Source organism: Candidatus Zixiibacteriota bacterium, assembly GCA_040753875.1.
Classification (GTDB): Bacteria; Zixibacteria; MSB-5A5; order GN15; family FEB-12; genus DATKJY01.
Genome location: JBFMDV010000031.1, coordinates 1 through 14,416 on the forward strand (window position 1 = coordinate 1; position 14,416 = coordinate 14,416).

Below are 14,416 nucleotides of genomic sequence, written 5' to 3' on the forward strand. Positions count from 1 at the left end.
CAAAGTCATAGAGCAATACGTGGAAAACCATAACCAAAACCCACGCGTTTTCGTATGGACGGCGCCAGTAGAGCGCATCATGGCGAAAATTGCCAAAAGTAAAGAAGCGTTAGACGCAGGACACTAGTTGATCCATCCAGCAGACATTCCTTGGGCGAGTACTATACACCCGATTGGATTGCGGACTTGGCATTAGAGGCGATAGAATACAAGGGTGGGAGTATTCTCGATCCAGCCTGTGGCTCCGGGACATTTCTTATGGCAGCGATTCGATTTCTGCGAAGTAAAGGGCTTCGCGGGTCCAGGCTGGCCACGCAGGTTTTGGACTCGGTTCTGGGAATCGATGTACACCCTCTGGCCGTTATGATGACCAAGGCAAATATTGCTTTGGCTTTGGCGGGGGAAATCAAAGGCCTTGAGAGAGAGGTATATCTTCCCGTATATATGGCAGACACTCTTTTGGTTTCAGAGGATCCACAAAAGCGAGCCGTCGGAATTTCCGTTTCAGAAGCAGAGAGCTTTCACATTCCTCTGGAGACAATGTCTCGTACCGGTAATCTCGACAGGCTGATAGACAAATTGGCGCTTGTAGCCGAGCGCTCAGCTCATAGCGAAGAAGCGATGCGGAGTGGCTGGAAAGGCTTCGAGCGTAGCGCGCTGAAAGGATGTTCTGATCACGAAGTGTTCCTATGGAGACAGAATTTCAAGCTCTACGCCAAGCTGCTTAAGCAAAAACGGGACACTATCTGGACATTTGTGCTCAAGAACGCATACCGACCGGCGTATATTCGTAAGCGCAAGGTCGATTACGTTGTAGGTAATCCACCCTGGCTTTCATATAGGTATGTTAAGGATACTAACTACAGGCGAGTGATAAAAGACTTAACCTTTACTCTAGGCCTTCTCGATCGAGCGAGCGTGAAGCTTCTCACGCAAATGGACACAAGCACGCTCTTCTTCGCATACAGCGAACTCAATTTTCTCAAGCCCGGAGGGGTCATAGCGTTCGTTCTCCCCAAGACTACTATATTGCCGGCGAAACAACATCTCAAGTTCCAGATGCGCGGCATGTCGGAGGTACACGACTTCTCGGATGTCACGCCTCTCTTCAATGTCCGGTCTGTCCTGATTATTCGAGAGGGACTGGAGAGCAAAACAAAAGGAATTCCCGTTGTGCGCTATTCGGGACAACTGCCGACCAAGAACATGCCTCTGGCTTCAGCAAGAGCGTCCCTGACTGCAGCGAAGGCAACATTGGCGTTCTCCACAAACGACGTCCGACCCTCACCATATTACAGCCGGTTTCTGCAGGGCGCTACGATCGTACCTCGATGTTTGTGGTTCGTCCAACCGGACAAAGAGGCTGCTCAACACAAGGAGATACCGTTTCTTGAGACCAGCGATGAGGCATTCGAAGAGGCAAAGGATCAATGGCGAAAGCGAATCGAGGGTAGGGTTGAGAAAAGATTCCTTTTCGAGACTGTTCTCGCCAAGGGACTACTCCCCTTCGCACTAGTGAGGAGAGAAATGGTCTTCCTCCCAATCGTCAAGGCAAAGCGGTCATTCTCCTTGGCGGATTCAACGGCCCTCGCAGAACGTGGCTTTCAACATGCAGCGGACTGGATGAGCAAGACTGAAAAACTCTGGGAAGAGGGCAGACAATCTGATGACCGGTCATTGCTCGATTGGCTTAATTACAACCAAAAGCTGGCCAATCAAGACATCGACGCACCGCTTGTGGTCTTGTATAATACCTCGGGTACGAACCTCACAGCTGCACTACATGATAGTGCTACAACAAAGGGTAAGCTATCAGTGTCTCCCAGCTTTGTCGCTGACGCTAAGACGTATTACTACTACCCAAAGGGGATAGATGAGGCGGACTATCTTTGTGCTGTGCTCAATTCCGACGTCGTGAACGGTATGATCAAAGAATACCAGCCGCAAGGTCTCTACGGGGAACGTGACATTCATCGCAGACCATTTGAGGTCTGTGCCATTCCAGAGTATGATTCAAAGGACAAGGTCCATCTGCATCTTGTAGAACTCGGTAAGAAATGTCGTGAGGACATTGTTCCATTCGTTCCCAACCTAAGCGGGAGGCTTGGACAGGTTAGGCTTGATGTGCGGAAGATTCTCAAGTCTGATATTTCCAGGATAAACAAGCTTGTCAGAAAGTTGCTCTCAGCCGCCGGTCAGAAAGTGACGGATGACTTTATCGGGGCAGGATCTGTGAAAAATGGCGAGCTTTTCGGAAAAGGCGAATGACCAACCTTTTCAATGTATCGCCTGATTTTCTCTGGTCCCGAGAATTCCAGTCGTGCCGTCAGGCGTCCCCACCTTACGGTTTTCACGAACAAGACGGGTGCCGGGCGACAACGCCCGACACCACAGTAAGTACGCACCCTTGACCGTTAAGGCTTCCAGACGTCCGCCACTTTGCCCACGAGACCCGGGCCCGGTTTGAGCGTCTCCTTGCCATGCTGCCAACCGGCCGGGCAAACTTCGTTGCCGCCGGTCTCACGCACTTTCTGGAATCCGCGAATCTGACGAACCATCTCAGGGATATTGCGCCCTACAGGAGGCGTGAGTATCTCCGCGGCCTGGATGACACCATCCGGATCGATGATAAACCTCCCGCGGATATCCACATTGGACTCATCATCATACACACCATACAGCTTGCCGATATTGCCGCCGGTGTCGGAAAGCATCGGATACGGCACGCCATTGGGGATGAGCTTGAGCAGTTCGTGTTCTTCCCAGCTCTTGTGAACGTAAACCGAATCCACCGAGCAGACCATGATGCGGACATCGAGGTCGGTCAAATGTTTGTGCTGAGCGGCGACCGCCGCTAATTCGGTGGGTCAGACGAACGTGAAGTCACCCGGGTAGAAAATCAGCAAAACCCAGTGACCGAGATGGTCGGACAGCTTGGTGGTTCCGAACAGTCCTTTCTGATAAAACGGCGCGCTGAACTCCGGCGCCCGTTTGCCGACTTGTACAGCCATTACTTCCTCCTGCCATGTTTTTTCTTCAAATGAACCAGTTCATCGATAATGCGCGGAGTCCCGAAATGCAAGTCCCGGACATCTGGTTCTCCGCCGCCACGATGCTGACAACAAGAGCTCGGGTGCGAGAGTTCCCTGACCGCCTATCAACGCGGTGTGGAATCAGGGCCACCAAATGCCGGCAGCCATTCTCTCAGGCCAGGGTGCTTCGCGACCTGTACTCGAACCTCGGCGCTGTCCAGACCCTTCTCGACTGCCCGACGATAGTTTAGTGCTGCAGGCGAGTATTCACCACGCGCGGCTTGAATATCCGCAAGTTCCTTGAACATCACGCCGGTGGCGTCGTTTTTGCCGGTCGCCGAGCGAAGGTACCGCTCGTAGTCGGCGGCATCTCCCTCTTCACGGCAGATATTTGCAAGGAAGTAGTACGGTTTGGACATTTCGGGGTTGAAGGCGATAGCCGCCTCGCAGTGGCGTTTCCCTTCCTCTTTGTGTCCGGACCACCAGAGTGCGTACCCAAGCGCCGTGTTGACATTGGGATTGCGCGGCGCCAGACCGTAAGCGGTCTCAAGTACGGTAATTGCACTATCATACTGCCCCAGCCGGTTCAGCATCTGACCGAGATATACATATGAGGGCGCAAAGTACGGATTCAGATCGATAGCGGCACGATACCCTTGCACGGCCTCGGCGTTCCTTCCCTGATGTCCCAGGGCATCGGCCTGCTCCAGCGCGGCCTGCTCGGGATAGCTGTTCCAAAGTTGGAAAATCTCGTCCGCGGTGTGTGGATCGTTGTGCTCAAGGTAGTAATTGCGGAGTGTGAGCAGCACGTTTTTGTTTTTGATCGGATCAAGGGCAGCGTATGCCCGGATCTGTTTGAGTCCCTCCGATGGCAATGCTTGTGTGGCGACCCGCGGACCAAGTGACAACAGGCCGAGTGTCACGACCAAAATCATAGTCGGTACGGTGTGCGGAGAACGAGTGCGGCTGTCGTTGAGCCAGTAGAAACCGGCAACTACAAGGGGGATACCAGCGAAGGAAAACAGGTCCCAATCGCGGGGCATACCGAGTTTTGGGTCAATGACAAACGATGCCACTCCCGCGCATATAAGTAAGATCGTCAGAAAGCGATACTCGCGGTGTGCGAATAGACGCCCGGCTGATGTTGCCGACAGCGCCGCCAGGATGACCGCAACTCCCGGCAGATGTGTAAGTATCAGATTCAGCCAATCCACCAGATGCGCCCATGAGAACAGCGTGTACCCCTCGACAGTGAACCGATGAGCCACTGGGGACACGAATGCCAGACGAAAAAAGAAATCGGTCGCAAGGAAATACGCGATCAAGCCCACAACCGGAGCAACGGCCAGTGACCCATACAGGACTTTCTTCGACCTGCTCAGTGCGCGGATCCGATTCCCAAGCTGCGTGCCGCTTAACAGAGCGTAAAGTACTGCTGGTACCAGGATAACTGTCAGGATATGCAGAAACAATCCGAACGCCAGCATCGGTATGAGCCAATAGCGATTCATCCTAATGTGCAGTGCCAAGAGTCCGCCCAGAACGAGCGCCCCCGCAGCGACACTAAACAGCGAATAATGTTCGACATAGCCGAAGTACAGAAGCATGAACCCGCCTGTGGCAACTCCTGCGAGAAATAGGAGGCGGCTGCGGTTATTATCGAACAAGGACCAGGCACCGACCGCGATCACTAACAGGAACAGGACCCCAGCGGCTATCGAGATTATCTGATACGCCACAAGCGCCCGCTCGGGAGCCGTGCCGGTGAGAGCTGAAAAAAGCAGACTGTGAGCCAGCGTCTCGCCGATTTCGCGGTACATGATGTCCGGGTTGGGTGATACCAGTGTGATCAACTCAAGATAACCGTCTCCAAGGAAATGAGTCTGCGTGCGAAACAGATAAAAGAGGATCCCCGCGCAGGCGATTGCGAACGATGCGGGAATGATGTAATGCTTGAGAGAGTGAGCTACACCAGAGCGAACGGCGTTGTCGCGCGCGAGCCAGTTCCCCCATCTCCATACGGCTGCGCCTACTGCAAACCCGACTACAAGGAGACCGATCCGCAATGTCAGGGGAAACCAGGCCCAGATATTCAACCCCCAGGCACGACTCTCCGGGAAGAACGAGGCTGTGAAGAATCCCAACACGGTAAGCGAATACGCCATAAGCACTCGTGCGGGGATCGGCGAGCGCGACATCGTTCAACCTCCAAGACGCGTGATGAACGGTCGCTGACGAGCCGGATCGTCGTTGTGGTCGAAGTAATACTGCCGGAAGAACTGATACGATGGGGCAAGAGCATCGTTGGGAATCGATGGCATTCGCGCTATGTAACCGTCGAGAAAAGCCGGAAAGTCGACGAACGCGATCTCCGGGAACTGTTTGAGATGGTCCATCAACGCGCGATTGTAGACAATTATGTGCGATTCAAAATCGCCGAACCGAATCGCCCGAAGACTGTCGGTAGGTGTGTTCATGGGGACCTTCCCCCGAAACACGAAGTTGACTCCCCGATGGACGAGATACTCCCAGGGCGCCTGCTTTTCATGACCTGGTCGGCCGCGATTGAAAATGGGCATGTGGGCAATAAACGTGTCCGTGAGTCCGGCGTTGCTCTCGATGGCCATTGATGGTTCGGCGTAGTAGACATAGACAGCGAACATGCCATAGAATGCCACCCGCGTGTCGGTCCCCTTGAAATACTCCCGCATCCTGGTCCCGACTTCTTCTGCGTGTTCAACCCATGAGCGTGGATAATAGTCCGGTTCGTACGCAACATAGTCGATTTTGCGTGTCTCAGTGTATGGGTCCCAGCGAAACAGCACTCCGGCCAGGACCACGAGCGACACAGGCACATAAGCCCACGTTCTGACCAGAAAGAGCCGCATCGTCGCTTCCAGAAACAGGAACAAGATCGGTGTGACTGGGATGAAAAACCGCGCGAACATGAAATCACCGCCGGAACGGACGACGTACGCCGTATAAGGAACTGCGAACAGAATCCCGAGCGCCAAAGCGCGATACACCGGTGCGTTCGAACGCAGTGAAACCAGCGCTCGGAAACGGAACAGAATAACCGCGAGGGCAGCAGGCCCCAGAAGCATCAAGCTATAGTAGGCCTTGAAATAGAGCTTGAGATAGGCTATTCCCTGGCTGTAATACGGCAGATTGGCCGACTTAGCGTAATATGTGTTCGGGAACGGGAAGCCGTAATACAGGTATCGTGCTACCCAGTACGGCAGGTACATTATGACCAGCGGCACGAGATACAAGAATACGTAACGGCGTTCCATTCGACCGAGGAGCAGGAGGTACGGTATCCCCATCGCATAGAACAGCATGGCATCAGGGCGTGACAGCGCGGCCAGTATGAGCACGATTCCCGCCCATAGATACGATCGCGGGCTACGGGCGAGTACAAGCAACGCGTACCCGAGCGTGACAAGCATAGCCGTCCAGGATGTCTCAAGGCCGCTGGTGGCGAAAACGTGGTAATCGTGCTGCACCAGGACACACATTGCCGCCAGCGGGAAGAATATCGTTCCTTTCGGTTCGGCTCGGTTGAACAAGCGCCACGACAGATAGCCCAGGATGCCAACCGTGGCGAAATACGAAGCCGCTCCAAGGACCATTGACACCGGCTCGGGCCTGAGTTCCAGAAGCATAAAAAAGGAAATAATAATCGTCCAAAGGAAATTGGTGTACCCTTCCACCCGTTCACCAACGTTGTACACCAAGCCGTGGCCATTTACAAGGTTCTGCGCATAGCGAAACGAAATGAAGGCATCATCGCACAGCCACCAATGATGCCAGACCTGATACGCGCCGTAAATAAGCGTGCCGATCGATAATGCCCAGAGGGCGTATGGGACAAGGGATGTTGCGCGGGTACCGGCAGAGAGACGGTCGATCACGCCAGATTCTCCAGCGAAAGTGTCCCATGATCGCATTTCAAATAGCTGAAATGAGTGATGAAATCGCCGGTGTTGATATACACGCCGGGCTCGTATGGCCGGTAGATCGGAATGTGCAAATGCCCGATCACCACTACGTCGAACCCATTCTCAAGCTGGTCGCGGGCGTATGATTCGTAATCCTTGGCAAACTGGTGGTCCCGTTGTGAGGTGTAGTCACGCGAAGACCCGGAGACCCATTTGGCCAACGGGAAGGCCCAATCAGGGGGGAGTTTGCGATAGAGCCAGATATTAAGCGGATTGCGGAGAATCTTCTTCAAAAACCGGTAGCCGCCGTCGGCCGGCGCGAGTCCATCGCCATGCAGTAGCAGCCATTTCCGCCCGTCATATTCCAACTGCAGCCGGTCCTGGTGGACGGCGATCCCCATGTGTTTCTCGAAGAAATCATCCATCCAGAAATCGTGGTTGCCGCTGACATAATCGATCCGCACGCCGCGATTGAGCAGTTCCGTGAGCATGAACAACACCTCATGGTGCGCCTTGGGGATGACGTGCTTGTACTCAAACCAGAAATCGAACAGGTCGCCGAGAATAATCAGCCGTTCGCCATCCTGTTTGATAAGTCTGACCAGGGCCTTGATCTTGTCGATTTTCCTGGCCTCGTCCTGCGGCGTGCCGCAGCCGAGGTGAGCATCAGAGAACACATAGAGGGCCATGGGGGGGAATATAGCGGATGAGGGGCAGCGAATGGAACGGCAAAATCAGGTGTAATTGCTGGCGATCAGCCGTGGGCCTGAGGCAGGTAGGCTACCCACTGTTGTACACTCTTTTGTTTTCCCTTGCGGTGTAGCCCAGACAACGTCTGGGTCCCCAGTTACTCCGTTTTCCCTCTCGTCCAATTTCCGCAGTCACGAAACGGAAAACGATGTTCGGAGACTCAGCGAAATTGACGGTTGCCCTGTGGAGAGAACTGCGGACCCACCTGAAGCAGGTGGGCTACACCACTTCGCCCACCGCAAGCGGTGGGGTACCCCGCCCCTTGGGGCGGGTCAGTATCCTGGAGGAACTCGGTTGCGTCGTGGTGAGCGTAGTCGAACCACGCACCAAGTCCCGGTTGCAAACGCGAGCCTTGTTCCCTACCCCACCCGCTCCATTATCCGCGGCAGTGCCGTGTAGAATGTCTCATCGAGCCGAGACAGCGGCAAGTCGATGAGCTTATTGATCATCAGCCCGTCACCGACTACGACCCCGATCCGAGCGACCGGAATCTGCTTCGAATCAAACCAATCCTGCAACCAGCCGGCGTCATTTGGTGAGCAACTGACAATGACGCGTGATTGGCTTTCCGCGAACAGCAGGCAGTCCGGGCGAATACTGTCGTTGGGAGTGATTCGCGCGCCGAGCTGATTCTCCCGGTTGGTAATGCAGGACTCCGCCACCGCTATCGCCAGGCCACCATCGCTGACATCATGAGCCGACTTGATACGGCCGGACCATATGGCCTCGAGCAGTGCAGCCTGGAGCTTTTTCTCGAACTGCAGATCAAGCTGTGGCACCGGACCACGAGTTTGGCCGTGGATGACATGCAGGTATTCTGAGCCACCCAGCTCCTCAGTATTCCTGCCGAGCAGGAAAACGACATCCCCCTCATCCTTGAACCACTGCGTAGTGATGTGGTCGGTGCATTCGATCAGCCCGACCATGCCGATAGTCGGTGTCGGGAACACGGCGCGGTCAGGGTCTTCGTTATAAAACGATACGTTACCGCCGGTCACAGGCGTGTCAAGCACACGGCACGCTTCGCCCATGCCGGCTACCGCTTCAGCGAAACAATAGTAGACTTCCGGCTTATACGGGTTGCCAAAATTGAGACAGTTGGTGACCGCCAGCGGCTTGCCGCCGGAGCAGACGATATTCCGGGCAGCCTCGGCGACCGCGCTCATGGCGCCGAGCCGAGGATTCAGGTAGCAATACCGCCCGTTACAGTCTGTTGCCATCGCCAGCGCCTTGTTCGTTTTGCGAATGCGGAGCACCGCTGCATCGGAACCTGGCCCGACCGCCGTATTCGTGCGGACCATCGAATCGTACTGCTCAAACACCCAGCCCTTGTGACAGAGGTTCGGCGAGCCAAGAAGGGTCAGCAATGTTTCGTTCCAATTTCGATTTGTCGGCAGGCTCTTGATGTCCAGACTGTTCAGTTTGTCCATATAGGCGGGGCGTTTCTGTTCGCGATGATACACCGGCGCGTCGCCGCCGAGCACGAGGGAATTCGACGGTATCAGTGAGACCACCTGACCGTTCAGTTTCACCGCCATCATACCGTCATTGGTCACGCTACCGACAATAGTTGAGTCCAGCCCCCATTTGTCGAACACGGCTTTCACCTGTGCCTCGCATCCCTTCTTCACGCAAACCAGCATCCGCTCCTGCGACTCGGACAAGAGTATCTCATACGGTGTCATGCCGGTTTCACGCACTTGGACTTTGTCGATATCGATTTCGATCCCGGCTTTTCCACGTGCGGACATCTCCGATGACGAACAGGTTAGCCCGGCTGCCCCCATATCCTGGATTCCGACGATCAAGTCCTCATCGATGATCTCAAGCGTGGCTTCAAGAAGCAGCTTTTCGGTAAACGGGTCACCGATCTGGACCGAAGGGCGTTTCTCCTGTGACTTGTCGCTGATTTCCTCAGAGGCAAATGTTGCTCCGTGGATGCCGTCCCGTCCAGTCTTGGAGCCTACCATCATGATTGGGTTTCCCACACCGGCAGCTTTGGCGAACGCCAGTCGATTCGATTTTACCAATCCAACCGCCATCGCGTTGACCAGCGGATTGCCGGTGTACGATTCATCGAAATAAACCTCGCCGGCGACAGTTGGTACACCAAACGAATTACCGTAGTCGCCGATCCCGCGCACCACGCCATCCACCAGATACCGCACGCGCGGGTTATCAGGGGGACCGAACCGCAGTGAGTTGAGTGCCGCTATCGGGCGAGCTCCCATAGTGAAAATGTCGCGCAGTATCCCTCCAACACCGGTGGCCGCTCCTTGATAAGGCTCGATCGCCGATGGATGATTGTGCGATTCGATTTTGAAAACCACCGCCAGACCATCGCCGATATCCACTGCCCCGGCGTTCTCTTCGCCGGCTTTGGCGAGAAGATTGGCCCCTTCGCGCGGAAGAGTCTTCAGGAGCGCGATTGAGTTCTTGTAGGAGCAATGCTCCGACCACATGACACTGAACACACCAAGCTCGGTGTAGTTGGGTTCGCGGCCGAGAATCTTCTTAATTCGTTCGTATTCCTCGGGCGTAATCCCGTGATCGGCGACCATTTTTGGGGTGACGGCGGGTTGTTTCAAATCTGGTGACATAATATGACTCTGCTCCGTAATTGAGCGGCCAATATAACGGTTAGGTCAGGCTGGTCAAGCTGCGAATGGCGACAGCCTGTCGATCTGCCGATTGCCGTTCACAACCAGAGGGTAAATGCGTATCTTCCCGACGTGGATATGTTATCGAAAGTTAATGACGCAGTCGTCGAGAGGAAACTGATAGCACCCGGTGACTCTGTCCTTGTCGCTCTTTCCGGCGGACCGGATTCAGTGGCGCTGTTGCATGTGCTGTCCCGTCTGCAACCAAAAATGAAGCTCCAATTGCACGCGGTCTATATCAACCACCAGATTCGAAAGAGAGCAGCCCGCCACGAAGAGCAATTCTGTCAAACGCTGTGCGATCGACTCAAAGTGCCGCTCACGATCATCCGCGAAGATATTCCTGCACGTGCCCATAGAGAGAAGAAGGGACTCGAAGAGACCGCACGGGATTTCCGCTACGCCACTTTCAAGCGACTCGCTGATGAGCTTGCTTGCACCAAAGTGGCGCTGGGGCACCATCTTGACGATCGCGTGGAGACGATTCTCCTTCGTGTGCTGAGAGGAACCGGCAGAACGGGCCTGCTCGGTGTGCCAATTAAACGAGGGATTTACATTAGACCATTGTTCGATGTAACCAAGGTCGAGATCCTGGCGTATTTGAAGAGACATCGTCTCGATTATTGTACCGACCGCTCGAATGAGACATCTGAGTTCAGCCGCAATTTCGTTCGCAATCGGCTGCTGCCGATGCTTCGCAAGCGCCTCAATCCAGCCGTCGACCGGGCGCTCGTGAATCTCTCTGAGACGTTGGATGAAGAGGAGTCGTTTCTTCAGTCGATTACCGAGCGGGCGTTCAAAGAGACGGTATCCGCGACACCCGGTGGGAAATTAGCGCTTGATTTATCCATACTGGGCGGTTATCCATTATGGCTTCGGCGACGGCTGTTAAGGCGTTGTGTGCAAACTCTTTCCGCCGACAGGCAGTCCCCGGACCGGATCGTGATCGACCGGCTGGAGAAGCTTTCCCGGAGTGAAAAAGCCAAGTTGGCTTTGCCCGGGAGGCTGGAGGCTGCGGCGGATGGCGGCAAGCTGTTGGTGTACAAGAGGATAAAGGTATCCTTCCAACTCCCCTTGCCGATTGGCGGTCGGTGCATAGTGCCACCACTCCACTTGCGGATAGGCGCAAGAGTGCGAAGGAAGCCGTCAGCGGTGCCTCGCCAGCGAGGTGCGAGAGCGGTGGTTATCGACGCTTTGGCAGTGAAACCGCCTCTGGTGGTCCGCGCAGTTAAACCAGGCGACAGGTTCAGCCCGCTGGGACTGGCAGGCAGCAAAAAAGTAGGGGATTATCTGACAGACCGGAAAGTCCCGACCGTGCTAAGGGACGAAATTCCGGTCGTGTGTGATACTGATGGGATCATCTGGCTGGTCGGGTACGAGATCGCCGACTGCGTCAAGGTGACGGATTCAACTGAGAAGGTGCTGAAACTTGAAAGCGTCCGTATCAAAACCGGCCCCACCGATGAAGCCGATTGAGTTGCTGCTTCCACAGGACCAGATCAATCGCCGTGTTCGTGAACTGGCGCGCCAGATCACCCAGGATTATGCCGGTGAAACACCGGTGCTGGTGGGGGTTCTGAAAGGGTGTATCATCTTCATTTCCGACCTCATGCGGCATGTCAAACTGCCGATCGAACTGGAGTTCGCGGCGCCGACCTCGTACAAGAAGGCGGTCAAGACCGAGGATGATATTTCATTCATGGGAGGATTCTCGGTCAATATGAAAGGGCGACACGTATTGATAGTCGAGGGGGTGGTGGATTCCGGCAAGACGGTCAACCTGCTGGCCTCCAAGATTCAGCGACTGGAACCGGCTTCTGTCGAGGTTGTTACATTGTTGGACAAGCCCGGAAGTCACCGCACGAAGGTGCATTTGAAGTATATCGGCTTTTCGGTAGGCAACGAGTTTGTGATTGGGTTTGGCCTGGATAATACGCAGAAGTACCGCAACCTTCCCTTCATCGGGCGGCTGCTGGACACCTGAGCCGCCGAGGATTCTGCCGATACTGATAGAGAATACCGGGTGATGTCCGGGTATAACCGTTAAGAGCAGCATTTTGATGCGGAGCATGTGTGAGCGAATATAGCAATAGACCGGGGCGTTCCGGTCAATCGGGTCGTCCTCGCCCCGAACCCCCTCGCGATGGCATGAGTTGGCGCGGGACCGGCCGGACCATGATGTTCTGGCTGGGACTGTTCCTGCTGGTATTCATCCTGTATTCATTCGTCAAGAGTTTCGACCAGGATATAGCTGAGATCACCTACACGGAATTTGTCGGTGAGATAGACAGCAGCAATGTCGCCGAAGTCACATTCACGGACCGGGAACTCGAAGGAAAACTCAAACAGCCGAAACTGTTTGCGTCGACCAAGAGCCCCAAGACATTCGGGCGATTCAAATCCAGAATTCCCTTTGCGGATAACAGCTACGAGCTGGTAAACCGTCTTGAAAAAAGCGGTGCGAAGATTGTTGCGAAAGGGGACAGCCAGCTAATCCAGATTCTAATCGCGATCGGCCCCTGGCTGCTGCTTGGATTCGTGTGGCTGTTTTTCATCCGTCAGATGCAGGGTGCCTCCGGACCGAAAGGGCTGTTTTCATTCGGCAAGAGCAAGGCCAAGCTGATGACCGACGAGCGTCCGAAAGTTACATTCAACGATGTCGCCGGCGCTGATGAAGCCAAGGAAGAGCTGAAAGAGATCATCGAATTTCTCCGCGAACCGGCCAAGTTTCAGAAACTGGGTGGCAAAATCCCCAAGGGAGCACTGCTTCTGGGTCCTCCCGGAACGGGCAAAACGCTTCTGGCCCGTGCGGTTGCCGGCGAGGCGGGTGTGCCGTTTTTCTCGATGTCCGGTTCCGACTTCGTGGAGATGTTCGTGGGTGTTGGCGCCAGCCGCGTGCGTGATCTGTTCGAGCAGGGCAAAAAGAACGCACCGTGCATTATCTTCATCGACGAGATCGATGCCGTCGGCCGCCATCGTGGCGCCGGTTTAGGTGGTGGTCACGACGAACGCGAGCAGACCTTGAACCAGTTGCTCGTTGAAATGGATGGATTCGAATCCAACGAAGGTGTCATCCTGATCGCCGCTACCAACCGTCCCGACGTACTCGACCCGGCGCTCCTGCGCCCCGGACGATTCGACCGCCAGATCGTTGTCGCAACACCTGATGTAAAAGGGCGTGAGGGCATCCTCAAGGTCCATATCCGTAAGATCAAGACCGCGCCCGATGTCGACTTGACCATCCTCGCGCGTGGTACGCCAGGAATGTCCGGTGCGGACCTCGCTAACATGGTCAACGAGGCGGCACTTTTGGCCTCTCGCAGGAACCGCGAGGCGGTGACGATGGTGGACTTTGAAGAGGCCAAGGACAAGGTAATGATGGGCACCGAACGTCGATCGTTGGTGATCACCGAGGAAGAGAAGAAAATCATTGCCTATCATGAAGGCGGGCATGCCCTGGTTTCCAAGTTTCTCCCCAAAGCGGACCCGATCCATAAGGTCACGATCATCCCACGCGGCCTGGCTCTCGGTGTTACGCAGTCCCTGCCGGTGGACGAACGGCATACCTACGCCAAGGACTATCTTGAGACCATGCTGGCGGTGTTCATGGGCGGAAGAGTGGCGGAACTGTTGGTGTTCGGTCAGCTCGACACCGGTGCCGGCAACGATCTGGAGCGAGCCACCAAACTCGCGCGTAAGATGGTCTGCAATTGGGGTATGTCGGAGAAGCTCGGTCCGGTGACATTCGGCAAAACTGAAGAGCATATATTCCTTGGCCGCGAGATCGCGCAGCATTCGGACTATTCTGAGGCAACCGCTCTTGTCATCGACCAGGAGATCCGCTCCTTCGTCGACAGCGCCGAGTCAACGGCCCGTCGTATCCTGACCGAACATCTCGACAAGCTGCACAATCTTGCCAAGGCGCTGCTGGAACGGGAGATTATCGATGGCCGCGAAGTGGACGAGATAATCGGACGACCGTCGGGCGATGTCGAACCGGTGCCGTCACAGGTCCCGGCGCCGTAGAGCGCGA

Annotated in this window: 8 protein-coding genes and 1 pseudogene; 4 read left to right on the forward strand and 5 right to left on the reverse strand. The window is 55.1% G+C overall.

All coding sequences use genetic code 11. The annotated features are described in order from the left end of the window. Positions 1 to 150: 150 nt before the first annotated feature. Positions 151 to 2,268, forward strand: coding sequence for an N-6 DNA methylase (locus tag AB1644_11530; GenBank protein ID MEW6051674.1), 2,118 nt, complete (start codon positions 151 to 153; stop codon positions 2,266 to 2,268). A 146-nt stretch (positions 2,269 to 2,414) separates the two neighbouring features. On the opposite strand, the pseudogene prxU reads toward AB1644_11530, so the two are convergent. From prxU to purL, 5 genes and pseudogenes are all read right to left on the reverse strand, one after another. Beyond that, positions 2,415 to 3,005, reverse strand: a pseudogene (prxU, locus tag AB1644_11535) (thioredoxin-dependent peroxiredoxin). A 152-nt stretch (positions 3,006 to 3,157) separates the two neighbouring features. Continuing rightward, the gene (locus AB1644_11540) at positions 3,158 to 5,230 is read right to left on the reverse strand and encodes a tetratricopeptide repeat protein (protein MEW6051675.1); all 2,073 of its coding nucleotides are present in this window, start codon (positions 5,228 to 5,230) and stop codon (positions 3,158 to 3,160) included. A 3-nt stretch (positions 5,231 to 5,233) separates the two neighbouring features. Further along, complete coding sequence (locus tag AB1644_11545) at positions 5,234 to 6,946, reverse strand: hypothetical protein (GenBank protein ID MEW6051676.1); 1,713 nt, start codon at positions 6,944 to 6,946, stop codon at positions 5,234 to 5,236. Continuing rightward, entirely contained in the window at positions 6,943 to 7,662 is a 720-nt protein-coding gene (locus AB1644_11550; protein ID MEW6051677.1) for a UDP-2,3-diacylglucosamine diphosphatase, read from the reverse strand. Before AB1644_11550 ends, AB1644_11545 begins: the two co-directional genes overlap by 4 nt. 420 nt (positions 7,663 to 8,082) lie before the next feature. Then, complete coding sequence (gene purL / locus AB1644_11555) at positions 8,083 to 10,323, reverse strand: phosphoribosylformylglycinamidine synthase subunit PurL (GenBank protein ID MEW6051678.1); 2,241 nt, start codon at positions 10,321 to 10,323, stop codon at positions 8,083 to 8,085. Positions 10,324 to 10,461: 138 nt separating this feature from the next. Here purL and tilS point away from each other — a divergent pair, with 138 nt between their 5' ends. From tilS to ftsH, 3 genes are all read left to right on the forward strand, one after another. Then, on the forward strand, positions 10,462 to 11,859 hold the full coding sequence (gene tilS / locus AB1644_11560) for a tRNA lysidine(34) synthetase TilS (GenBank protein MEW6051679.1): 1,398 nt from the start codon (positions 10,462 to 10,464) through the stop codon (positions 11,857 to 11,859). Beyond that, complete coding sequence (gene hpt / locus AB1644_11565; GenBank protein ID MEW6051680.1) at positions 11,846 to 12,367, forward strand: hypoxanthine phosphoribosyltransferase; 522 nt, start codon at positions 11,846 to 11,848, stop codon at positions 12,365 to 12,367. The genes tilS and hpt overlap by 14 nt, the downstream gene beginning before the upstream one ends. A gap of 164 nt (positions 12,368 to 12,531) precedes the next feature. Continuing rightward, positions 12,532 to 14,409 (forward strand): ATP-dependent zinc metalloprotease FtsH, encoded by a 1,878-nt coding sequence (gene ftsH / locus AB1644_11570; GenBank protein MEW6051681.1) that lies wholly within the window; start codon positions 12,532 to 12,534, stop codon positions 14,407 to 14,409. Positions 14,410 to 14,416 lie beyond the last annotated feature (7 nt).